Origin of the sequence: Maribacter antarcticus DSM 21422 (assembly GCF_000621125.1) — a bacterium.
GTDB lineage: Bacteria > Bacteroidota > Bacteroidia > Flavobacteriales > Flavobacteriaceae > Maribacter > Maribacter antarcticus.
In genome coordinates this window covers 207509-230239 of the sequence record NZ_JHZC01000008.1, presented here as the reverse complement: position 1 = coordinate 230239, position 22731 = coordinate 207509, and the positions used below count along the sequence as shown (strand labels likewise).

The following is a 22731-nucleotide window of genomic DNA, read 5'->3' as shown; positions in this document are numbered from 1 at the left end:
AGGAGTTCTGTAATCGATATTTGGCAAATTTTAATGCTTCTTTTCGCTTTCCTAAAACTTCAGATTAGGCTATTTCTTTTGGGTTAATTTATAGGCAGGAAAGCCGGTTTCAACAAAAGCGCACCGCGAAAACATAATTACTTAAAGGAGCTTGAAAACAAAAGAAGACTACTTAAACGGCCAAATATTATTGATAGACAAGCCCTTGGGGTGGACCTCTTTCCAAGCGGTAAATAAGTTAAAGTGGGTTTTAAAAAAACGCTTTAGCTTGAAAAAAATTAAAATAGGCCATGCTGGAACCTTAGACCCTTTGGCAACCGGACTGTTGATTATCTGCACGGGCAAATTCACTAAGAGAATACATGAGTTTCAAGGACAAGAGAAAGAATACACGGGAACTATAACACTTGGGGGAACAACACCTTCCTACGATCTTGAAACTGCTGTAGATAAAACGTTTACCACAGACCATATTACCGGAGCACTTGTACATGAGACCACCAAAAAATTCATTGGCGAGATAGACCAAACTCCACCAATGTTTTCCGCTCTTAAAAAAGATGGGAAAAGATTATATGAGTACGCACGTGAAGGCAAGAAAGTAGAGCTACAAACCAGAAAGGTAACACTGACCAAATTTGAAATAACTGGGATAGAATTTCCCCATATTACGTTCCGTATTGTTTGTAGCAAGGGAACCTATATTCGCTCCATTGCCCATGATTTTGGAAAAGCCTTAAACTCAGGGGGGTATTTATCTTCACTTAGAAGAACCAAAATAGGGGTTTACAACGTAGATAAAGCCATAGACCCAGAAGTCTTTGAAGAAATAGTACTAAAAGAGTTAGACACCTAAGCCTTATACATTTGACTTGTTTCTTGCACTATTTCTTAAAAAAAGAAGTTGTATATCCATGAATTTAAGCAGGCAACAATTAGCTTTAATAATTACCATATTCTCGATGTCAATTGTTGTATTGGCATTATATGCTATTCAATTAGGGGAGAAAACGGAGAAGGATGAAGACTATATCGTTGAAATGATCCTGGACGAAGAATTGTTGGAGGAAATCCTTAAAAAAGAAATTGCCAAGGAACAGTCGCAAGCTATAGAGACCCACACAGCCTTCAACGAGACTGCCAAGCCTAGCTACGGAAATCCCGAACCCTTAAAGACGCTAGACGAAATTTTAGAAGAAAAAGCAGCTTCGGAGACAGGGAAGCCATCTGAAGATTTAATCGCCGACTCGGAATATGCAGCTAGAGTAAAAGAACTTACTAAAAAACGGGAAGAAAAAAAACAGCTTTTAGGAGAAAAGGAAGCACAAAAAAAAGAATTTACAAATTATCTAGCCGAAAAAAAGACCACTATATCCTACTCCTTGTTAGAACGCAATAATTATAGGCTTCCGCCTCCTATCTACACTTGTATAGAAGGAGGGAAAGTAGTAGTAAATATAGAAGTAGACGCTAATGGTTATGTTACCGATGCTAGTTTTAACGAAAAAAGTTCAGGCACTTCCAATGGATGCTTGGTAGACAATGCCATTGCTTATGCCTTAAAAGCAAAATTCAGCAGTGCATCCAAAGTACTTCAAAAGGGCACCATTACTTATCTATTTCAAAGCAAGTAACGCTACTAATTCCTTTAAAATACTCTGCCCTTTATCGGTATTGTACCAGATTTGCAGCTCTTCCTTAAACCCTGGTAAGATAGTGCCATGCAATCCCTTATGTTCTTCAACTAGTTTTGCGGCATTTTGGGAGCGTGGACCCCAACTTCCAAGCACGTTTTGGCTGGTGTTATCCCAAACGATAAGTTTAGGTATAGACATGCCGCCGTTGGTCAAAAACCGATTCATGAGCAACACATTTTCATCCCTTAGAATAACTTTTAAGTTAATAGCAGTACTCACAGCAGTTACTTTTTCCATAACCGGAAGGGCAGGAGACGCGTCTCCACACCAACTTTCGGTTAAGACAAGCCAGGTGTGGTTTTTAGCAGTATTACGAATAGTTTGCGTAGCTGTCTCGTTAATCTTAAATAATTTATCCCAGCGTTTCATTCGCCGGTCGTTCAACTTGGTATACTTTGCCAAATCATCTGTCTGCGAAGGACCGGTTGATTTACTATCCTTGGCTAAGTTGGCAACCAAGTCTCTATATTGAGAATAAGACATTGCTTTAGGCAAAGATTCTTGTACAAGCTCATCTATTGACTTTATCATAAAATTGGTTGTGTATGTCTATATTTCTTTAAATATTCAACGCAAATTACAAACTTAATAAACGGTGTTTTCCTATCAAAGTTATGTTGGTGTAAGCTCTACTTTAAACCTTACGCTGAAGTTTAATGTTTTTTATAATGACCGGATTTCACACTAGTTTTAATCGGAAATAAGAACTAAAGATGTATCAACAACTACAAGTTGGCTATGGCACGGCAATGTTCAGGCAGTTTCAAACAAAATAAGGGTTCCCTTTATTACAAAATATAATGCCAAAAGCTAAACGTCTTGAGTTTTTTAGAACGTATTGATGTATGTATAACTAGACGTCTAATAGTTCAAATGAGCTATGCGACTTTTTAATTTCAGCGAAAATATGAACTATATGCTTGGCGAAAGGAACGTCTCCTTTCCTAGCTAAAACCGCGTAGGACTCTCCATTTTTCATTTTTAAAACACTCCTTACATAAACTTCAATTCCTTCAAAATCTAACAACTCCCTTAAGTTATCCAAACTATGTTTTTTAAAATTAAGTGAGGGATATATATACTCATAATACCTATTGGATGGACTACCAATTTTCAATTTATGACTGGGTCTAATATCCTGCCATCTAACGTCAACGGTGTTTGACATATTTTCATTACCGATAAATTCTGGAAACAATACAGGTCTACTCTTTTTCATGCTTTTGTCTTTTTACATTTCTGCTATAAATAGCCTAGGTTATTTACCTAGTATATTGAGTAAAAATAGTTAAGAAAATTCATAATGAGAGTAATAGTCCGTTAAACAATAGTTAATATATCATTTATCAATAGTATTGCTATCACAGTGTAGCAAAATCAACTGTTACATCACTACCATTCATTCCGTGAAATATATTTTGAGTACTACATAAAGTGGAGAAATACAGTATTAACTAATAAACGTACCGCATAGGTCAAATAGCCCTTTTCTTTATCATGCCGCCCCTTGTGTCGTTTATTTTACTCATGACTACAAAAGCTTTGGGGTCTATTTTTGTAATTTCAATATTAAGCCTTCTTATTTCTAACCTTGTAATTACGGTAAAAATAACATCGTATTCGTTACGCTCTCCTTGCCTTCCATAACCACCTTTTGCCTTATAAACGGTAAGCCCCCTTTCTAATTTCTCAGTAATCATCGCTCTTATTTCCTCGTTCTTATCGGAAATAATCGTTACACCGGTATACTCCTCTATTCCTTCTATGACAAAGTCTAAAGTTTTGGAAGCTGCTAAATAGGTGAGCATGGAATACAACGCCGTTTCTATAGAAAGTAAATAAGCAGCAGCTAAAAACACTAGAACGTTAATAAGAATAATAATATCCCCAATGGTTGTTCCTAATTTTCTACTAAGGTAAATGGCAAGTACTTCAGTACCATCCAACACACTTCCGCCCCTTACGGAAAGCCCTATACCAGCTCCAAGAAAAAAGCCTCCAAAAACAGCTACCAGTAATTTATCTTCTGTGATTTCTGGAAAATCAACCGTAAACAGCACCAATGCCAAACCCAATATGGCAAAGGCAGTCTTGACTGCGAATACCCTTCCGATTACATTGTACCCTAGAACTACAAATGGAATGTTTACCAACATGATGAGAATGTACAAAGGTACGTCGGCAACTTCTGCAATCAGAAGTGAAATACCTGTTGCTCCGCCGTCTATAAACTTATTGGGAAGTAAGAAACTATCTAATCCAAATGCTGCAGAAAAAATACCTAGCACAATAAAGAATGAATCCTTTAACCACTGCTTGTAGTCTGCTAGTTCAAGCTTTTCGATGTTTTTATTTGGCATATAAATGCTAATATTTAAAGATTTTCTGGGTTCACGGCCAAACTATTGAATAGTTTGGCCTTGGCGGAGTAGTACTTATTTTGTACCAAATTTTGTTTTAGCACCGCATCGATAAGTTTACTTTCTCGTGTATTAATTAAAAACAAAGAACTTTCTCCAAAGCTAAACTTCCTTTCCTCAGCAGAAAGTAGTGCTCTGGTATTAGTGACAATATCCTGTATCAATACATTTTGCGTTTGAAAGGAAACTAGCTCGTTGTAAATAGCAAAAACCTTGTTGCGTATCTCGATTTGTGCGTTGTCAAACTCAAACTCCGCATCTAGCAATTTAATTTTTGCCAACCTCAAATCTCCACGTTCCTTTCTCAAGAACAAGGGCATTTGAAGGGTGAGCCCACCCTTATACTGGTCCGTTACAAAGGAGTTACTGAACTCAGGTGTTTCCGTTAAGAAATTATAATCTATGTCTATAGTAGGTAATAATTTATTAATCTTTAATCGTTTATCCACCTCTAAACCATCTATTTTAAACCCTAAGGATTTAAGTTTTGGGTGGTTTTGAACTGTAAAACTATCTAATGGTTTTCCTAAAATCTCTAGTGTACTATCAATGTCGGCCGCAATATCCTCCTCAGGAATTACATTGGACTGAAGTTCTAAAGGAATATTATCATTAAGCCATAAAAAATTAGAGAGTTCCAAGGACTTGTTTCTAAACCTAACCCTTGCCTGCTCTAATTCCAAGGCTCTACTTTGAACGGCAATTTTTGCTTCTACGGTATCTATAGCTGCTATTTCTCCAGCTTGGGCGCTTTTCTTTATGCCCTCAAACCTAATTTGTGCGTTGTTGAGGAAGTTTATAAAAACCTTACTGTCCCTATATGCTTGTAGCCAATCAAAATAGGTTAAAGAGGCATCGAACAGTATTTGATTGACCAACAAATCACGATCTGCTATGGTCTGTTCCCTAAAGAATTTTGCTTGCTTTAGTGTTGCCATGCGTTCATTGATCCAAGAACCCCTTCCCAAGGAAACCGCTACACCAGCACTATAGAGGCCTTGCGTAGGAACAGTTTCGGCAGGATTCAAAAAGGACCCTTCGTTCTGTTCAAAATTACCTTTTAAATCTATCCCGTACCATGTGGGAATCTTAAATGTTGCATTCAATTCGTCGTAATACTCTGTACCCTTGAATTCCTTTCTCGCATAATCAACCTCTATCTTCGGGTCAAATCCACCTCTAGATTTCATGAGGTTTGCTTGCCCCATACCTATAGCAAGTTCTGCCTGTTTGGCTATAGGATGATATTTTTTTACATAACCAAGATACTCGTTAAACTGCAACACAATTGAATCCTGTGCTTGAAGTCTAGGTGTAATAACCATTAAAAAAAATAGAATTAAAACTAGGTTCCGCATCGTTATCTCTTTATCGGGTTAGCTTGGGCGCCAAGAGGCTGATAATAGTTTGGCGGGAACCCGTTCAATTGTCTCCAAAGTTCGAACCAGATAGAAACGTCCTCTAATAAAGCTATAGTATTTGCGCCAGAACCTACCCTAATATCCTTAGGCCAAGCATAATCATCTTTATCGGGAGCTAACAAAACTCTATATTTACCATTGGTACTTATAAAAGTTTCTATAGCCACAACAGTGCCCCCATAAGTTCCATAAGAGACGTTTGGCCAACCGCTAAAGATAATAGCTGGCCAACCATCGAACTCTATTCTAACCTTCTCTCCCAAATGTATTAATGGTAAATCTATTGGCGCTACGAAAGTCTCCACGGCCATTTCATAATCCGATGGCATAATACCCACTAACGGATCACCCTCTTTAAAGGTCTCTCCTATACCCCCTTGTATGGCCCTGTTAATAAAACCATTCTGAGGTGCTTGAATATAGTACAAGGAATTACGCATTACGTAATTCGTCCTTTCATTTTCTAATTTGGTGACCTGCGCTTCCGAATCCAACTGACTGGACTGTGCGGTAAACATATCACTTTGGGCCTTTGAAATTTTGTCCGTGTAAGACGCCTTTACACTATTGATTTCTACCTCAGCATTTATAACTTGGTTCTTGGAAGCTAATAATTTATTCTCCTGCGAAATTAACTTTGCTTGCGTTTCCTGTAATTTTAATCGTTTTTCTTCTACATCGGTGACTGCTTTTAAACCTTCACTTTCTAATAACTCCGTACGTTCAAACTGGCGTTGGGCAATTTTTATATTCGTTTTTGCAGCCTCCAAATCAATACTATCACTTTGAACCTTTAATTTTGCTTGCAATAACTTATTTCGTGCTTGCTCCAACTTTAAACCACGTTCAGTACCTAGCGCACTAATTTGATTATTCAAAGCATTCACCTTGCCTTCATAAGACACAACAGAAGCCGATTTAGCCCTTATTTGATCTCCTGTCCTTTCTACTAACATGGGATCAAAATATTCGCTCTTAATTTCAGATATAAATAGTATCGTATCACCCTTTTTAACATAATCACCTTCGAGTACATACCATTTTTCTATCCTTCCTGGTATTTGAGATTGTATGGTTTGTGGGCGCTGATCTGGGGTAAGGGTAGTCAAAAACCCTTTACCGCTTACATTCTGGGTCCAGGGTAAAAACAATATGATTACCATCACCAGTGCAAACACCTTAAGAAACTGGTTAAAGCGTTTGTAATGTCTTTTATGAAAAACCTTCTCTGTAGATTTAAAGCCAGAAAGATTTACCTTCTTGTATAAGCCACTCCTTGAAATATTAAGCATTGTTTTGGATATCGCTAATTAATTTTCCGTTATCTAAAGTCAGTACCCTTTCACATCGTTCTGCCCATCTGGGGTTCTTGCTAACGATGATGAGCGCCCATTTATGCTCTGGCAAAGTTAGAAAATCCATAATCTTATTTGCTTCAAGCTCATCAAGATGATCTAATGGCTCTTGGAGAATAAGAACTTTAGGCTTTCGCACAATACTTCGCGCCAAAACGATTTTTTTCGCTATTGTAAAGGATATTTGTTTGCCCTCCGGGTAAATCACAGTATTTAACCCCAAGGGTTGTTTCTTAACAAATTTGTTTAAACCTGTATGCTCCAATACCCAATATATTTGTTCTTTTGAGATGGAGGTGTCTCCGAAAGTAATGTTATCCAAGAAAGTGCCTTCAAAAGGAGATTCCTCGGATAACGATTGTCCTAGTTGAGCCCTATAACGGTTTAGGTTAACACCCTTTAGGGAGACCTCATTCACATAGATACTCCCTTCAATAGGGTCTGCTATGCCCGAAATAAGACGTAACAGGGAAGTTTTTCCAGACCCCGCAGAACCCTGTAATAGGATAGAACAGGAGGGGGTTATAGTGAACGAAATATCGTCGATTATCTTTGACTGGGATTCTGGAACCCCATAAGAAACATGGTCTAACTCTATAGTAAGCCCCTGCTCCTCCCCAAAAGATTCTTGACCTTCTTGGGGTTCTAAATCCTTGTCTACTACCTGACCTAGTTTTTCTAAAGCTGTCAACACGTCATAAAAGGACTCTAGACCCATTATTAGTTTTTCCACGGAGGCGATAACCAATAAAATAATGATTTCCGCAGCAACAAATTGTCCAATGTTCATTTCTTGGTTAAGCACCAACAACCCACCTATTAAAAGAAGCCCAGCAGTAACGAGCACCTTAAAACCAATCATTTGAATGAACTGCAACACCAGAACCTTAAAATGGCTTTCCCTGGCATCAAGATACTTTTCTACCAAACCATCAGTTTTCTCTAAGGCATGGGAGGTTCTTCCAGATAACTTGAAACTTACAATAGATCTGGCCACCTCTTGTATCCAATGTGCCATTTTATACTTGCTCTTGGATTCTACCAAACTAGTTTTCAATCCCTTTTCTATAGTAAACTTAAATACCACATAAATGAGAACCAAAAGCAATATCCCGTAAACGATAAAAAACGGATGGTAAAAAGACAGCAGTAAAAGCCCGAATATTATCTGTAGTAAGGCAGCTGGAAAATCCAGTAAAAGCTTAGATAGTCCCTTTTGAATATTAAGCACATCAAAAAAGCGATTCGCTAGTTCTGGAGGATAATTGTTGTAGAGCTCACGCATTTTCATTTTTGGAAACCGATAGGCGAACTCAAAAGAGGCCCTAGTGAAAATCTTCTGCTGTACATTTTCTATAATACGTATCTGCATCAACTGTAATGCTCCTACGAAGGCTACTCCTAAAGTGACCATAATCACCAATATAACCCAAGAAGTACTTACCTGTGCACCTTGTATTAAATTGATAATAGCCTGAATACCCAAGGGCAGGGAGAGGTTAACCAACCCTGCAAAAATAGCATAATAAAAAATCTGAAAAATATCGCGCTTGTCTAAACGCAACATCCCTATAAGCCGCTGCCAAGCGGTTAATATATTTTTTGACATCTTCTTTTAAGATTTAAGCACGGAGAACACAAGACTAGAAAAATACTTCCCCAAATCATCATTACCCCTACAATCTGTTAAAGAACTAAAATGATTCTTTAAAAAATGTTGATGTAGTGAACCTTCCAAAATCGTACTGGCCAAACTAGAGGGATATTGATAGTCTGGGTTTAAATTCTTTATCATATCCTTTAGGCGATTAACCAACCTTTGATAAATTACAAAATAACCCTCCTTGTTTTCGTCATCCACTTCCTTAGTAAGGTAGGACTTGGAGTACTCGTTAATTACAATTTTATTCAAAAGCACTTCGTTTATATGTGAAAAAGCATTGTCTTCTACTGTAGTTTTGGTGACTATTTCTACAGCGGCAGCTAATTTTTCACGCTCATCCTTGATTCCATTTGTAGCAAAAACCAATTGATATTCCAACCATCCCCAATACCATGAAGTTAAGTATAATAGTAATTTGTGCTTATTTTCAAAATACCGATAAATAGAACTTTCATTAGAACCAATCTTTATACCCAACTTTTTAAACGTAAAGCTTTCAAAGCCCATCTCATTTATCATAAGGATACTATTTTCTATAATTCTTCTTCCTAAATCAGAAGACTCAGGATCCTTAACATAAATTTTTTTATTAATCCCTATTTTAACTGTTTGTAGCAAATGCTCCATACATATCTATTTAAATTTCAATGCAAATATAATAGTATTACTACTATATTATGATAGTTTAACCAATATTTAACGAGCGCTATGCGTTTAGTAATTTACTTTTTCAATATATTTATCATTGAATATGTGTTAACAGTCATGTTATGAAAAAAATACTACTCTATATATTTTTTGGTTTAACAACAACTATGGTAGGGGCTCAAGAGCTTTTTCGCCTCACCTTTGAGCAGAACCAAACTCCGATAAATACTACATTAGTAGGTACGAATGAAATTAGTTTGCCAGTAAAAGGCGCTACAATTATTGTGGGAGGAGTCAACGATTTGGACGGAATGGGAAACTACCTTAATATATATGGAAGCAAACTTATCGTAGATAGCTTGGATATCGCTTCAGATGGAACACAAAACGTAGTATTGAGAAGGGAAGATGGGAATAACTTTTTCAATCTGTATTCCACAATGAGAGCGAAGTTAACACCTGTGCGAAATTTAGAAAGCAAATCGATACTTGAGGTAAACATAATACCATAAACTCAAATATTTATAGTTATGAAAAAATTAGGCCTTTATCTGGCATTTATAACATCTGTAGGTTTGTTAAATGCGCAAGAGCAAGACAATACTATAGCCATAGGAGATGTTTTAGTGTTAAGTCAACCCTCTAGTTCTTCCTACCAATACATAGACTTTCCTAAACCAAATATTATTATCAAAAGAGGAGCTATTGCTACTTTTAATAATTTGATTGGTAAAAAGCTTATCGTAATAGAAATCATAACCACCGAGGACGGCAGTAAAGATGTGGTACTTACAAGAAAAGATGGTCGAAATTTCTTTAGATTCTTTCCTAAAGTGACATCAAATTTAGATAAAGCACTTGCTAATAAAGAGTTGAAAACCCTAAAAAAGGAAAATATAATAGCACAACATTAACCTACTTACACCATAAATACAGGCTGTACTTAAGCGCTATTGCGCTAGTAGGCCAGCAATTATTACAAACGACCTTAGGTCGTTAACGGTAAACCTTAAGTTATGATTCTAGCACACATTATGGCCAATAATCAGGCACAAGCCCTGGACATTATCCGTCTTTTAATGGATAAAAAACTATTATTACAGGCCGCTATTTCCGAAAAAATAATCTTTCAAAAGAAAGCAGAAAACGGAGAAATGGTAAGGGAAAAACGAACACTTATCATAGGTAAAACTAAGGCCCTATTATTCTCCACTATAAATGAAGTTCTCAAAACGTCATTCAAGGATAAGATGCCTATGCTGTATGCAGTTCCGATTATTTATATGGATGATTCATTAGCCCATCTATTGCGAGAGAATACAGCTAAAGTTTAGTGTTATATTAACTAGCATAGACCCAGCTAAAATGATCTGCTATTATCTGCTTTTTTTCTAACTTTACGTACTCTAAAAATGCAGTAGCCGCAGGTGATAATTTTTTAGCTGTGAGCCAAACTAGGTTCCATGTAGTGCTTATAGGCAAGCCAACTACCTCGATAATTTGCAAATCTTTATTCCGCAATTCGTTTTTGATACCAATCAGAGGCATTATCGAATAACCTAAACCTGACATTACGGCTTGTTTCACGGCCTCGTTGGATGTAAGTTCTATTTTTTTTGATGTAGGTAGCTTATTGCTCTTAATAAACTCCTCCATCACTACGCGTGTTGCCGAACCTTGCTCCCTATAAATTAGGGGTAGTTGAGCAAAAATATTCTTATCAATTTTCTTTTTTATTTCCTTTTTAGTGCCCCCTACAAGAAATAACTTGTTTTCCATGAGCTCAACACAGCTGACCTTCAGATGATCAGGAACTACCGAAACCAAGGCGAAATCTATCTCGTTCTCCTCCAAGCATTTTACAACCTTGGATTTATTAGTAACATCCATAAACAGTTCTACTCCAGTATTAGCATTGATAAAGTCGCTTAAAAAATATGGCATCACGTATTGTCCCGTAGATACAATGGAAATCTTAAGCTTACCAGACAAACTACCTTCATATGCCAAAGACTTATAGTTTATCGCGTATACCTGCTCTATAATTTTTTCAGCGGCCTCTGCAATTTCGATACCAAAATCTGTTACATATAGTTTTCTACCTACTACTTCTGTCAAAGGAATAGAAAACTGATCCTGAAAGTTCTTCAATTGAATTGATACCGCTGGTTGCGTCAAAAATAGTTCCCCGGCAGCTTTTGTAATGCTCTTCATCTCTGTTACCTTCAAAAAAACCCTTAATTGATGTAGCGTATAGTTCATAAAAAATATTTATACATTGGATAATAAAAATAAATAAAAATTTTATAATAAACTGACTATAAAACTAAAAATAATTACCGCTGTATTTATCACAACAACTGGCTTACAAGCTCATAGCCAACTAGCCTATTATGTTTTAGAAATTAGCACTCTCCTAAAACCAAAAATACCGATAATACGTAAAACAACTCGAGTATCCATTCCGGTTTCACCCGAGCCCCATCCACTTTGACAATCAAAAAATTTAATAGAAAGCGTATTGTTAAACTACTTAGATAAGAGTGAACATGGCTTCCCTAATATTTAAACTCGATTTATTCAAAAAAATAGTGTGACTACAAAAATAATCCCTCGCCCTAAAGCCAAATAATCTTTAATGCCAACATTTTACAGAACAAGTAAAACATGATTTTTGAATGGTTAAAACCTGTGGGTTTTAATATTGAAAACCTACTTAGCATTCCAAATACCCCTAAAGGGTATGGACCTTTATTAAAAATTTAAAGAAGACACCTCCGACGTATAATTAAAGTTTATATACCATATAACATATATAAATAGAAATCTATTGATAATTAATACCAACTTAGTAGCAGATTCAAATTACATAACACCATGAAAGTAGCAAACGTTAGTATAAATAAAACCACCACGCAAAAAATTCAGTTAGTAGAAGGAGACTTCACTGTATCAGAAGCCACAGACATTATTGTGTCACTCATTGATGAAAAACTAAATTTCCACAAGTTACAAAGACTATCGCTAAGCGAGGGCTATTCTGGTGCAGACACCAAATATCCAGATGGGAGAATTGGAGAATTGGAACGCGAAAAAGCAACAGCGCGGGAATTTTTTGCTGAAATGAGAAAGTCAGGTGCGAAAATAACAATAAACGGAACCTTAGAAATCTCTATTAGTGAGTAACCAGACTGTATAGAAATAAATTTCATAAGAGATAAAATAAGTAGTTATATGCTCGGGTTAATTAACCTGAAATTTTTTTGATACTAGTAGAAATTCGCATTTTAAATGAAGTAGATTATGGTTGCAAAATCGAATCTAAAACAGATGTTTATTTTAAGCTTTAGCACATACTTTATGGAGTAAATGTTTCATAAACTACATATATTTTATCTCCAGAGCGCAATATGTCCCCTATAAATATCCCAACCCAAAACTTAAAATGGACTTACATTTATTACTGGACAATCTAACCAACCCAGCCCTTCTTTTCTTCTTCCTTGGTGTTTTGGCTGTACAACTTAAAAGTGACCTAGAAATACCTCCTAACTCTTCAAAATTTATATCCTTATATCTTATGTTCTCCATTGGGTTTAAGGGTGGGCTTGAACTATCCCATAGCAATTTGGATATGGAGATTTTTTGGTCGTTACTTTTCGGTGTTTTTTTAGCGCTTTTCGTTCCTATTTACACATACTTTATCCTGAGAAAAAAATTTAGTGTTGCCAACTCTGGTGCCATTGCCGCAGCTTATGGATCAGTTAGTGCAGTAACATTCGTTACCGCAGTATCATTTTTGGAATTGGAACAAATACCCTTTGGAGGGCATATGGTTGCCGTAATGGCTTTAATGGAAGCACCCTCCATAATCGTAGGAGTCCTCTTAATGTCCTATTTTCAAAAAAACAAAAAGGATAAAATACGTTTACCTAGTGTGGTAAGGCACTCCTTGACCAACGGAAGCGTATTGCTTATAATGGGTAGTCTTGTGATAGGTTTTTTAGCCAGTGATCAGCAAGCTAGAGGAATAGAACCTTTTACTACTGATATTTTTAAAGGATTTTTAGCTGTTTTTTTGCTAGATATGGGAATAACTAGTGGTAAAAAATTGGCGGATTTCCTTAAAAAAGGATGGTTTGCATTTTTGTTCGCTATCGTTATTCCATTGATCAATGGAATAACTGTTGCAATTATTAGTTCGGCATTTATCGATAGTATTGGAAATCGGTTTTTGTTTGCGATCTTAGCAGCGAGCGCATCATATATTGCTGTGCCCGCCGCCATGCGTTTAGCCGCTCCTACTGCTAATCCTAGCTTATACTTACCCATGGCATTAGCTATTACATTTCCTTTTAATATAACCATTGGAATGCCCCTTTACCTGCATATTGTACAAACATTCTAAGCTATTGCCTTATCTTTAGTAGGGTAATCTAATCTTATGTTAAAGAATAAATGTGAATGGTGCAAAGGCAATGCGCTTTATGAAAAGTATCATGATGAAGAATGGGGTGTTCCTGTAAGAAATGATGACACCCTTTTTGAATTTTTGATGTTGGAAACTTTTCAATCCGGACTCAGTTGGATTACCGTGCTCAAAAAAAGAGAAAATTTTAGGGCCGCGTTCGATAATTTTGATTGCAAAATGATTGCGCTATACAAGCAATCCGAAATTGACAGTTTGTTACAAAATCCGGGAATTATAAGAAATCGTTTAAAGATAACGGCAACTATTTCCAATGCAAAAGCGTTTATAGAAATACAAAAAGAACATGGAAGTTTCAGTAACTACATCTGGGCTTTCGTAAACCATAAACCGATAAAGAATGGTGTCAAAAACTATAAAGACGGACCTGCTAATAACTTACTATCCGAAACCTTAAGTAATGACCTAAAAAAAAAGGGAGTTAAGTTTGTAGGAAGTACCGTTATCTATGCATATATGCAAGCTACCGGAATGGTAAACGACCACGAAATAAGTTGTTTTAGATATAACCAAGTATAAAACCTTTAATACATGTTCGCAACATTTAAAATTTTCATCACTCCTGTTTTGGTATTATGTGCCTTTTTTTCTTTTGCTCAAAACAAATACGAGCGCGAATTTCGTATAAAAAAAGACCAATTTCCGACAGTAGCCAAAGACCTTGTCGATACCCATGTAAAAAATACAAAACGCTTAAAGTTTTATAAGGAAACTGATAGTACTAAAAGTAGTTATGAAGCAAAATTCAAAAAAGACAAGCTTTGGTACAGCATGGAATTTGATGTAGATGGTGCGCTTGAGGATATTGAAATAACTATTGAACCTGTAGACATTCCTTCGGACGTGCTGGCGAATATAACTATGTATTTTAACAAAGCGTTCAATAAACATCGTGTAAAAAAAATACAGCAACAATACCTAGCATCCGCGGAAGAAAAATTACAAAAGACACTAAGGAATGCGTTTCAAAATCTACTAATACCTAGCTTAAATTATGAGATAATTGTATCAGCTAAAGAAAACAAAAGCTATTTGGAATACGAAATTCTTTTTGATGCCCAAGGTAACTTTATAAACAAAAGAAAACAGTTGCCCCCAAACTATGACCATGTGCTTTATTAAACATAGCTATCTATTTTTGCTGTTCTTTCTATGTACTTCATCTGTTCTTGAAGCACAGGCTAACCTAACGGGATACTGGCAACCAGATGTAGCCATAAATTACAAAGTAACACCCAACTACGTTCATAACTTTTCACTCGCAAAACGAAGCTATATTCTTAAGGACGACCAAACACAATTTACCGTAAGGCAATTGGATGTCGTACATTTCTCCAATCTTAAAATTGGAAATGATAAGAGTGTTGGGCTTGGAGTACTGTATCGTTTTAGAGATATTTTTGAAAGAACAAAGGAAAATGAACTACGATTTATACAACAGTATAATGTAACCAAAAGCACTAGAGGCGCGCGCTTAGGAAATCGCTTTAGATCTGAACAACGTATTACAAAAAGTTCTACCATTCACAGATTCAGGTATCGTTTTGCACTCGATTTTCCTTTGCAGGGCGAAGAACTTGATGTAGGCGAATCCTACATCATAGTATCTACCGAAGCACTACTAAGCGTTGCCAAAGCAACAGTACCAGAATACGACCAAAGATTTACTGCCCATCTAGGATGGCTGCTCGACCAGAACACAAAACTCCAAATTGGGACGGAGTACCGCACGGAGAACTATACGCAGGGTACGGAGCACGTTTTGTTCCTACTCACAAGCATTGTCCTATCACTTTAGGAACTGAACAAACTCCTTTCTAGGAATTTCCATTGCTCCCAAACTAGCCAAGTGATCCGTATGGAGTTGGCAATCAATAAGCTTGTAGTTTTTTTCCTTTAGCTCCTCTGCAAGTTTTATAAATGCGAATTTAGACGCATTGGTCTTTAAACTAAACATGCTTTCGCCACAAAAGATTGTCCCCAAATCCACTCCGTATAAGCCCCCTACCAATGTATCATCTTCCCATACTTCGTAAGATTTAGCAATTCCCCTCTCGTGAAGGCTCAAGTAGGCATCTCTCATTGCCTTGGTAATCCATGTGCCTTCTTGTTGTTCCCGTTTTACGGTAGCACAGTATTCTACCACTCTTTCAAAACAAGTATTCTGGGTTAATCTAAACGTTTGTTCTCGCAGTACTTTACGCATACTTTTAGAAACCTTTATGTGCTCTGGAAACAGTACCATTCGTGGATCTGGACTCCACCAAAGAATCAGCGAATCTTCATTAAACCAAGGAAAAACACCGTTTTTGTAAGCCATTAGAAGTCTTTCTGGGGAAAGATCTCCGCCAACAGCCAATAGACCTTCTCTATTTGCCTGCGATACATCAGGGAATACCAAGCTGTCTGACAAAAACGCGATAGATTTATATTGCTCTCCTTCTTTCACAACGGTTTAATTTACAAATTAACCAAAAGCTTAAAAACAAAAAACCTGTTCAACGTTTTAAGCCAAACAAGTCTCATAGTTCCAAACAAAACGAAAACCGCTATAAACAGATTTGTTTTTAGTGGCTATATTTTTTTAAAAGGGAAGGTCGTCGTGATCTTCCTCGTTTAATTTATCTGCAGGTTCAAATGCTTCCATAGGAGGAACAGGGGGCATACCGGCTGCAGGAGCTTGCTGTTCAGCGGTTTCTATGCGCCATCCTTGAATAGAGTTGAAGTACTTTACCTCTCCTTGTGGGTTGGTCCATTCTCGTCCCCTTACGTTAATACCGACTTTTACATCTTGCCCAACACCGCAACTGTTCAACAGATCACATTTGTCCTGCACAAACTCTACCAAAATATGCTGGGGGTATTGCTCGTCTGTAGTTATGACCAATTCTCTTTTTCTAAATCCGTTGTTACCAAAAGTTTTGGTCTCTCCAACTAATTTTACTTTTCCTTCTAATTCCATCTTAAATGCTCTTTTATACAATCGAATTTCAAAAGTACATAAAATGATGCGGTAATAAAACTAACACACTGTAATACAACACAACAATTATTTACAATTTGGGTTATCTTTAATAACAGAAAACAATTGGATGAAATTTAACCCTAAAAGCAAGACTGCTAGCAATTTTCTTATAATAGGGTCCTTTATTTTAGTTAGCCTTATTCTTTGGAATACCAATAGCTTTTTCAAAACCTTTAAAGAAGAGGAGCGACTTAAAATGGAGATATGGGCTACGGCGCAGTCAGAATTTTTACAATCCTCAGAAAACGTAGAGTTAGGAAACCTTCATCTTCGTGTTTTTCAAAACAATACGTCTACACCTATGATATTAATCAACAAGGATAGTTCTATCCGTGTAAACAATATCCCTAAGGAAAAAGTAACCGATTCCGTTTTCATTCAAAAAAAGTTACATGAATTCCAAAGGGAAAACACCCCAATTTCAGTGGATCAACAAGGCGAACATTTAGCCACCTTATATTATGGAAATTCTGAGGTTTTGAACAAACTAAAATACTACCCTATTGCTCTTCTTTTAATTATTTTCCTTTTTGGCGCCGTTATCTATTTTCTATTCAAGACCAACAAATCGTCTGAACAAAACAAGTTATGGGCAGGTATGGCAAAAGAAACCGCCCACCAGATTGGGACTCCTTTATCCTCCTTATTGGGATGGAATGAATTACTAAAAATGGAACAAATAAACCCAGATATAACTAAAGAAATTGAGAAAGATATTGCTAGGCTAGAAACCATTACAAACCGCTTCTCTAAAATTGGCTCTCTACCCAAATTAGACCAAATGGATATTGTTAAAGAAACTGAGAAAGCGTACGAATATTTAAAAAGAAGAAGTTCTAAGCTCATCCATTTTTCATTCTCTAGTAAAATAGAAACGTTACCAGTACTACTTAATAGCTCCCTATATAACTGGACGATAGAAAATCTAGTAAAAAACGGTATAGATGCCATGCGAGGTAAAGGAACTATCGCGATAGAAATTATTCCTAATGGTAAATTCGTTAAGATTTTGGTCGCAGACACAGGCTCTGGAATTCTAAAAACTAACTTTACTACTATCTTTAATCCTGGGGTTACGACAAAACAAAGAGGTTGGGGTTTAGGCCTATCCCTTGTTAAAAGGATAGTGGAAGAATATCATAACGGAAAAATAAAGGTACTTTCGTCAGGAAAAGAGGGAACCATTATGCAGATATCTCTAAAAGTGGCAAAGTAATCATGATAAAAGAAAAGTTAGTCATTATAAAGGAAGCCAACCTGGCCAATAACTGTCCGGAATGTTTTAACCAAGACTTAAACCTTAGCTTTTATCAAAAACACACCTATGACCGTTTTTTCCATAAAACCACTGCAAAAGTTTCCAATAAACTGGTATGTAATAAATGTAAATCTAATATCTATCCCGTAAGTTGGACGCAGGATATTGAACGGATGTTCAACTACTATGAAAAAACCGTGGTGCCTGAGCAGAAATCTTCAAAACCCACCGTATTCTTTTATGTATTGCTACTATTTTTGATAGCGTTGGTAGCCGCCACTATTTATATTTTCTTATCTGGCCCTATTGAATATTAGACTGAATACTTGCTGCCACCGACTCAAATTCTTCTGATGTTAGTTGTGCTTTATACTGAAAAGTAGCGTCTTGCAAGCTGTTTAAAGGAATTAAATGAACATGTGCATGCGGCACCTCCAAACCAATAACTGTAATACCTACACGCTTGCAATCTATAGTTTCACCAATCGCTTTCCCCACTTTTCTAGAAAATACCATTAATGCGGTAAAGTGATTTTCCTCCATATCAAAAATATTATCTACCTCTATTTTTGGGATACACAATGTATGACCCTTAGCGTTAGGATTAATATCCAAAAAAGCTAAAAAGTTAGCGTCCTCAGCAATTTTGTAGCAGGGTATTTCCCCATTTATGATTTTTGTAAATAATGTTGGCATAATTTCGTCTTTAACCTAAAAAACCCTAACTCAATAAGAAGGAGTTTAAATATACCAAATTAACGGTGCTTATTCTCTGGTGATTTCTATAATCTCTAATTTTAAATTGCCATTTGGAACGACAATCTCTGCGACATCGCCTACTTTTTTACCCAAGAGACCTTTGCCAATAGGAGAACTGACCGATATTTTACCCGTTTTAATGTCCGACTCGCTTTCGGCTACCAGTTTATATTTCATCTCCATACCGTTATTCTGATTTTTCAGTTTTACGGTAGACAATACCAGCGCCTTAGAAGTATCCAATTGAGATTCATCTATTAATCTTGCGGTAGCCAATATTCCTTCCATCTTCGAAATTTTCATTTCCAGCAAGCCTTGCGCCTCTTTTGCAGCATCATATTCTGCGTTTTCAGAAAGATCTCCCTTATCACGGGCTTCCGCAATAGCCTGTGAAGCATTAGGGCGCTCCACATCTCGCAATTGATTTAGCTCGTCCTTTAACTTTTTAAGTCCTTCCGCGGTATAGTAAGATACGTTACTCATAATAGCGTCGTTTATTAAATAAAAAAATCCTCTGCATATGCCTTATTTGTAGGCTTTTTTAGAGAGGATTTAGCACAAATATACATATTTTTTACGCATTTTTGTTTACCTTTTGTTAAAACCATATATAGAAATGAAACGTATTTTCCTACTAGTGCTACTCGGTATATCTTGTGCTTGTGAAAGTGAACGTACCAATAGAAATCCGTTCTTGCAAGAGGTGGGTTTTCGTTTTGAGGTCAACTTAAACCTTCCTCTGTATAGTCCGCTTACAAATACGGGCACAGCGGTATTAATACGGCAGGACGGCGTGGGAACACGAGGTGTATTCGTCATCAATACAGGCTTTAACCAATACAGGGCTTTTGAGGCGAGTTGTCCCAACCATGCCCCTAATAATTGTTCGACGATGAACTTTATAGGTCAAGTGGCCACCTGTACATGCGAGGACTATGAATACAGTTTGTTTACAGGTCAACAGTTAAATAGACCGGATGACGGCAACCGTTATTATGACATGTTAGAATATAGGGCGAATTTTAGCGGGACTTCTGTGAACATTTCGAATTGAGAGTAGATAGACTTAAAATTCATATGTAGTTAGTAGTATTGCGCCTTGTTATAGTATCACTGTGTTAGTGGTAAAGGCAAAACAACAATAGCAACAACCAAAATTAAACATCAGAATCCTTAAACCGTGACAACTATGCTCAAGAGTATCAATCCGATATTACCGATGAGAAACAAAACCCTAAACAAAGACTTTTACCTGAACACCTTGGGTTTTGAAGAAACCGGAGATTGTGGAGACTATTTAATGCTTAGAAAAGACACCATAGAAATTTATTCTTTTTCAATTTAAAAACTAGACCCCAAGGAAAACTATGGTCAAGTTTATATTAGAACTGATGCTATTGAAACGCTTTATCAGTCCTTGCTTGATACTAAAATAGCTATACATCCAAATGGAGGCTTACAAATAAAACTTTGGGAACAGAAAGAATTTATCTTACTTGATCTAGACGGTAATTTACTAACCTTTGGAAAAGCCCTATAATCGGTAATAAAACTAAACCGGCACAATAAAAAGCAGTACCTAATTACATTGTACTATTACCTATAACAATCTATATGGGTAAAGCACTAAAACAAAGACATTCGCCTCAGTTGGTTAATCACCCTGTAGGCTGAATCAAACGTTAAAGCAACCCAAAAAACACCAAATCCTTCACTGCAAAAGGCTGCTCCTCCAACTTGTTATCCAACAACCAATCCAAGTACTGTGCTACTTTTTGTTTTTCCAAAATACCCCAATTCTCAGCAGTGCCGTAAAACGGGGATGAGCATTTCTGACTCTGCACTAAATCTATATTCTTATCTTGTTTCGCCACAAAGGGAGCAAAACATTTTACTGCTTCAGCCGGATTTTCTTGGGCAAACAAATAGCCTTTTTTAGTGGCTTCCAGAAAACGGGTGTAAGCATCCTTTCTTTCGGTTACTTCTTTTTCGCTAGCGAAAACAATTGGGGAATAACCATAAGGAATACCATAATCCGCCATTTTAAAAAGGTTCAAATCGATTCCCTCATTTTCAGCCTGTATGCCTTCCCAGTTTCTGAATATCCAAGTCGCGTCGGATTTGCTTTTAAGTATGGTCTCCCAGATACCTAGTTTTTCAGGGTATACTATCTTAAAATCACCCCTGCCACCATTATTCTTTATCATCTGCCTTACAATTTCATCCTCATAGCGTGCTTTATAAGAGGCATACACCTTTCCATCCAAATCGGACGGACACTGAATTCCACTACTTGCCAAACTTGCTATGGCACTCACATCTTCCTGAAAAATAGTAGCGATGGCAACAGCATCAAAAGCCTTATTTTTAGTACGATAGCTGACCACACTCTCAAAGGGACAAAGTGCCATATCTGCCTGTCCCAATTCTACTTTTTTTGCAGGAGTACGGCTGTAATTATCCATATCCGGCGTATCTATACGTACTTCCAATCCTAATTCTGTATAAAATCCTTTCGCTTTAGCCACATAAAAACCGGTATGGTTCGTATTTGCTGTCCAATCCAATGAAATCGTAAATTTCTCCATATTCCAATTCTTTAGCTAAAACTTGATTAAACTCGAATGCTCGCTACGTTGTATTTTTTTCTCCATTGCCAAAAGCCAAAAAACGAGAAGGCAAAATATACCACGGTAAGTAGCGTATAGATATTAAGGTCTTTTGATAGGTATAAAAAAATAGTAGCCCCGTTAATTACAATCCAAAATAGCCATGCGGCAATGTATTTTTTAACTTCCAAATAACTAGCCACAAAGCTGAAAGCCGTTGTAGAAGCGTCAAAGTATGGACTGTCCGCATCTGAATAGTTTGTAAAGAACCACCCCAAGGACACCGCACCTAAGCTCCCAATAATTAAAGTGAGTACAAGAACTTTTAAAGGAATTTTAGTAATTTTAATAGATACATTCTGTTCGTTTTTCGCTGTCCATAACCAATAGCCGTAGACCCCGATAATAACATAATACATGAACAGAATAGCTTCCGAATATAAACTGTTCTGGTAAAAAATAACAATACTAAATAGCGAAGAAGCTATGCCGAACAACCAACATATCCGTTTTTCTTGAATCAAAAAAAACAAATAGGCCAGTCCAAAGACTACTGCACTAATTTCCAATCCCAAGGCTATTGTTTCGGCTTCCATCTAGAACTGATTTAAGTAGTGTTGGTAATACTCCGAGCCACTTCCTTTAAATGAACTCAGCTCTAAAATAGCATCTGGTTTGGGTATAGAGAAGAAGGCAAACGAAAACCGCTCTTCGGTTCTATTTTCCGGCAACACCACACCATGTTTTAAGGCCCTTATTTTTCCCTTGGTCAACAGTTCCATAAAATAACCTGGAAACAGCACCATCTCATCTATTGTGTCGAGTACTACTTTCTCTCCGGTTGGCTTCTCGTGTACGAAACCAGACTCCAGTCCAAAAAGAAAAACTGAAAATAAGGAAACATCGGTATGAAATGAAAGTCGGTCTGCAGGCATTATTTTTTGAGTAGCCACATCTAATTCTGGATAAAAATTACAGGAAACCATGTGTTTAATATGTTCTTCATAGAACACCCTAGATTCCGGAAAACCCAAAGTTTTAAGCACTTCCTTTTCCAATTTCCTAATGAATACCAACTGCTCCAGAAACTCCTGTTTCAGGTACTTCTGAAACGCTTGTGGAAAGCTTTCTTCTCGACTGATATTAGATAAGACAAAAGAATGCAACAGGTCCTTATCATACTGATTAAGACTGTCCTTCTGCCCTATATAAGAATACCCGTCAAATGCAATTGAAAGTTCCTTCTGGGAATATTGCTGCTGTTCCAATGAGGGTAATGCTAAGAACCGCCGCAAAGCGGTTCTTAGCACCCCATCAGTATAAGCGGGAATATTGGTACTAATAAAACCCCCATCCCTAATTTTTAGCTTCAAATCTTTGAACATCT

The 22731-nt window shown here is 36.8% G+C and carries 29 protein-coding genes; 14 read left to right on the top strand and 15 right to left on the bottom strand.

Going from position 1 to position 22731, the window contains the following annotated elements; translation table 11 throughout:
* Nucleotides 1-151: 151 nt before the first annotated feature.
* Entirely contained in the window at nt 152-856 is a 705-nt protein-coding gene (gene truB, locus Q360_RS0109590; protein WP_027076898.1) for a tRNA pseudouridine(55) synthase TruB, read from the top strand.
* A gap of 106 nt (nt 857-962) precedes the next feature.
* Nucleotides 963-1634 (top strand): energy transducer TonB family protein, encoded by a 672-nt coding sequence (locus Q360_RS0109585; RefSeq protein ID WP_245603235.1) that lies wholly within the window; start codon nt 963-965, stop codon nt 1632-1634.
* Here the strand turns inward: Q360_RS0109585 and Q360_RS0109580 are convergent.
* The 7 genes from Q360_RS0109580 to Q360_RS22900 form a co-directional block, all read right to left on the bottom strand.
* The gene (locus Q360_RS0109580; protein WP_036195562.1) at nt 1617-2228 is read right to left on the bottom strand and encodes a thioredoxin family protein; all 612 of its coding nucleotides are present in this window, start codon (nt 2226-2228) and stop codon (nt 1617-1619) included. The genes Q360_RS0109585 and Q360_RS0109580 overlap by 18 nt on opposite strands.
* 322 nt (nt 2229-2550) lie before the next feature.
* Complete coding sequence (locus Q360_RS0109575) at nt 2551-2916, bottom strand: hypothetical protein (protein WP_027076895.1); 366 nt, start codon at nt 2914-2916, stop codon at nt 2551-2553.
* Nucleotides 2917-3172: 256 nt separating this feature from the next.
* Nucleotides 3173-4057 carry a YitT family protein gene (locus tag Q360_RS0109570; protein ID WP_036195559.1) on the bottom strand — a complete coding sequence of 295 codons (885 nt, stop codon included), beginning with the start codon at nt 4055-4057 and terminating at the stop codon, nt 3173-3175.
* A gap of 14 nt (nt 4058-4071) precedes the next feature.
* Nucleotides 4072-5475 carry a TolC family protein gene (locus tag Q360_RS0109565; RefSeq protein ID WP_027076893.1) on the bottom strand — a complete coding sequence of 468 codons (1404 nt, stop codon included), beginning with the start codon at nt 5473-5475 and terminating at the stop codon, nt 4072-4074.
* Nucleotides 5476-5477: 2 nt separating this feature from the next.
* Nucleotides 5478-6830 (bottom strand): HlyD family secretion protein, encoded by a 1353-nt coding sequence (locus Q360_RS0109560; protein WP_027076892.1) that lies wholly within the window; start codon nt 6828-6830, stop codon nt 5478-5480.
* Nucleotides 6823-8502, bottom strand: a complete 1680-nt coding sequence (locus tag Q360_RS0109555; RefSeq protein ID WP_027076891.1) for a peptidase domain-containing ABC transporter — start codon at nt 8500-8502, stop codon at nt 6823-6825. Before Q360_RS0109555 ends, Q360_RS0109560 begins: the two co-directional genes overlap by 8 nt.
* A gap of 6 nt (nt 8503-8508) precedes the next feature.
* Nucleotides 8509-9183, bottom strand: coding sequence for a TetR/AcrR family transcriptional regulator (locus tag Q360_RS22900; protein WP_036195557.1), 675 nt, complete (start codon nt 9181-9183; stop codon nt 8509-8511).
* 143 nt (nt 9184-9326) lie between these two features.
* On the opposite strand from Q360_RS22900, the gene Q360_RS0109545 reads away from it, so the two are divergent.
* The 3 genes from Q360_RS0109545 (at nt 9327) to Q360_RS0109535 (ending at nt 10538) form a co-directional block, all read left to right on the top strand.
* Nucleotides 9327-9716: a hypothetical protein gene (locus Q360_RS0109545; RefSeq protein WP_027076890.1), complete on the top strand. Its 390-nt coding sequence runs from the start codon at nt 9327-9329 to the stop codon at nt 9714-9716.
* Between the two features lie 18 nt (nt 9717-9734).
* On the top strand, nt 9735-10118 hold the full coding sequence (locus tag Q360_RS0109540; RefSeq protein ID WP_027076889.1) for a hypothetical protein: 384 nt from the start codon (nt 9735-9737) through the stop codon (nt 10116-10118).
* A gap of 102 nt (nt 10119-10220) precedes the next feature.
* The gene (locus Q360_RS0109535) at nt 10221-10538 is read left to right on the top strand and encodes a hypothetical protein (protein WP_027076888.1); all 318 of its coding nucleotides are present in this window, start codon (nt 10221-10223) and stop codon (nt 10536-10538) included.
* Nucleotides 10539-10545: 7 nt separating this feature from the next.
* On the opposite strand, the gene Q360_RS0109530 is transcribed toward Q360_RS0109535, so the two are convergent.
* Nucleotides 10546-11466: a LysR family transcriptional regulator gene (locus Q360_RS0109530; protein ID WP_027076887.1), complete on the bottom strand. Its 921-nt coding sequence runs from the start codon at nt 11464-11466 to the stop codon at nt 10546-10548.
* A 615-nt stretch (nt 11467-12081) separates the two neighbouring features.
* On the opposite strand from Q360_RS0109530, the gene Q360_RS0109520 reads away from it, so the two are divergent.
* From Q360_RS0109520 to Q360_RS0109500, 5 genes are all read left to right on the top strand, one after another.
* Complete coding sequence (locus Q360_RS0109520) at nt 12082-12390, top strand: hypothetical protein (protein ID WP_027076886.1); 309 nt, start codon at nt 12082-12084, stop codon at nt 12388-12390.
* Nucleotides 12391-12649: 259 nt separating this feature from the next.
* Nucleotides 12650-13612, top strand: coding sequence for a sodium-dependent bicarbonate transport family permease (locus Q360_RS0109515; RefSeq protein WP_027076885.1), 963 nt, complete (start codon nt 12650-12652; stop codon nt 13610-13612).
* 36 nt (nt 13613-13648) lie between these two features.
* Nucleotides 13649-14212, top strand: coding sequence for a DNA-3-methyladenine glycosylase I (locus Q360_RS0109510; protein ID WP_027076884.1), 564 nt, complete (start codon nt 13649-13651; stop codon nt 14210-14212).
* Between the two features lie 12 nt (nt 14213-14224).
* The gene (locus Q360_RS0109505; RefSeq protein ID WP_051554649.1) at nt 14225-14815 is read left to right on the top strand and encodes a hypothetical protein; all 591 of its coding nucleotides are present in this window, start codon (nt 14225-14227) and stop codon (nt 14813-14815) included.
* Nucleotides 14802-15491 (top strand): DUF2490 domain-containing protein, encoded by a 690-nt coding sequence (locus Q360_RS0109500; RefSeq protein ID WP_156950071.1) that lies wholly within the window; start codon nt 14802-14804, stop codon nt 15489-15491. Before Q360_RS0109505 ends, Q360_RS0109500 begins: the two co-directional genes overlap by 14 nt.
* Here the strand turns inward: Q360_RS0109500 and aat are convergent.
* On the bottom strand, nt 15483-16115 hold the full coding sequence (aat, locus tag Q360_RS0109495; protein ID WP_027076881.1) for a leucyl/phenylalanyl-tRNA--protein transferase: 633 nt from the start codon (nt 16113-16115) through the stop codon (nt 15483-15485). The two genes, Q360_RS0109500 and aat, sit on opposite strands and share 9 nt — an antisense overlap.
* A gap of 162 nt (nt 16116-16277) precedes the next feature.
* The gene (locus Q360_RS0109490) at nt 16278-16655 is read right to left on the bottom strand and encodes a DUF3127 domain-containing protein (RefSeq protein ID WP_027076880.1); all 378 of its coding nucleotides are present in this window, start codon (nt 16653-16655) and stop codon (nt 16278-16280) included.
* Nucleotides 16656-16785: 130 nt separating this feature from the next.
* On the opposite strand from Q360_RS0109490, the gene Q360_RS0109485 reads away from it, so the two are divergent.
* Complete coding sequence (locus tag Q360_RS0109485; RefSeq protein WP_027076879.1) at nt 16786-17934, top strand: sensor histidine kinase; 1149 nt, start codon at nt 16786-16788, stop codon at nt 17932-17934.
* Nucleotides 17935-17936: 2 nt separating this feature from the next.
* Nucleotides 17937-18293, top strand: coding sequence for a hypothetical protein (locus Q360_RS0109480; protein WP_027076878.1), 357 nt, complete (start codon nt 17937-17939; stop codon nt 18291-18293).
* On the opposite strand, the gene Q360_RS0109475 is transcribed toward Q360_RS0109480, so the two are convergent.
* Both Q360_RS0109475 and greA read right to left on the bottom strand, forming a co-directional pair.
* Nucleotides 18280-18672 (bottom strand): HIT family protein, encoded by a 393-nt coding sequence (locus tag Q360_RS0109475; protein ID WP_027076877.1) that lies wholly within the window; start codon nt 18670-18672, stop codon nt 18280-18282. The genes Q360_RS0109480 and Q360_RS0109475 overlap by 14 nt on opposite strands.
* A 69-nt stretch (nt 18673-18741) precedes the next feature.
* Nucleotides 18742-19218, bottom strand: coding sequence for a transcription elongation factor GreA (gene greA / locus Q360_RS0109470; protein WP_027076876.1), 477 nt, complete (start codon nt 19216-19218; stop codon nt 18742-18744).
* A 133-nt stretch (nt 19219-19351) separates the two neighbouring features.
* Here greA and Q360_RS0109460 point away from each other — a divergent pair, with 133 nt between their 5' ends.
* Nucleotides 19352-19789, top strand: a complete 438-nt coding sequence (locus tag Q360_RS0109460; protein ID WP_027076875.1) for a Rieske (2Fe-2S) protein — start codon at nt 19352-19354, stop codon at nt 19787-19789.
* A gap of 135 nt (nt 19790-19924) precedes the next feature.
* Entirely contained in the window at nt 19925-20080 is a 156-nt protein-coding gene (locus Q360_RS27165) for a VOC family protein (protein WP_316931508.1), read from the top strand.
* Nucleotides 20081-20417: 337 nt separating this feature from the next.
* Here the strand turns inward: Q360_RS27165 and Q360_RS0109450 are convergent, their stop codons facing one another.
* From Q360_RS0109450 to Q360_RS0109440, 3 genes are read right to left on the bottom strand one after another with little or no spacing between them, the layout of a single operon-like run.
* Nucleotides 20418-21323 (bottom strand): ABC transporter substrate-binding protein, encoded by a 906-nt coding sequence (locus tag Q360_RS0109450; protein ID WP_027076874.1) that lies wholly within the window; start codon nt 21321-21323, stop codon nt 20418-20420.
* Nucleotides 21324-21349: 26 nt separating this feature from the next.
* On the bottom strand, nt 21350-21940 hold the full coding sequence (pnuC, locus tag Q360_RS0109445; protein ID WP_027076873.1) for a nicotinamide riboside transporter PnuC: 591 nt from the start codon (nt 21938-21940) through the stop codon (nt 21350-21352).
* A complete protein-coding gene (locus Q360_RS0109440) occupies nt 21941-22729 on the bottom strand; it encodes a 2OG-Fe(II) oxygenase family protein (protein WP_027076872.1) in 789 nt (262 codons plus the stop codon).
* Nucleotides 22730-22731: the final 2 nt, after the last annotated feature.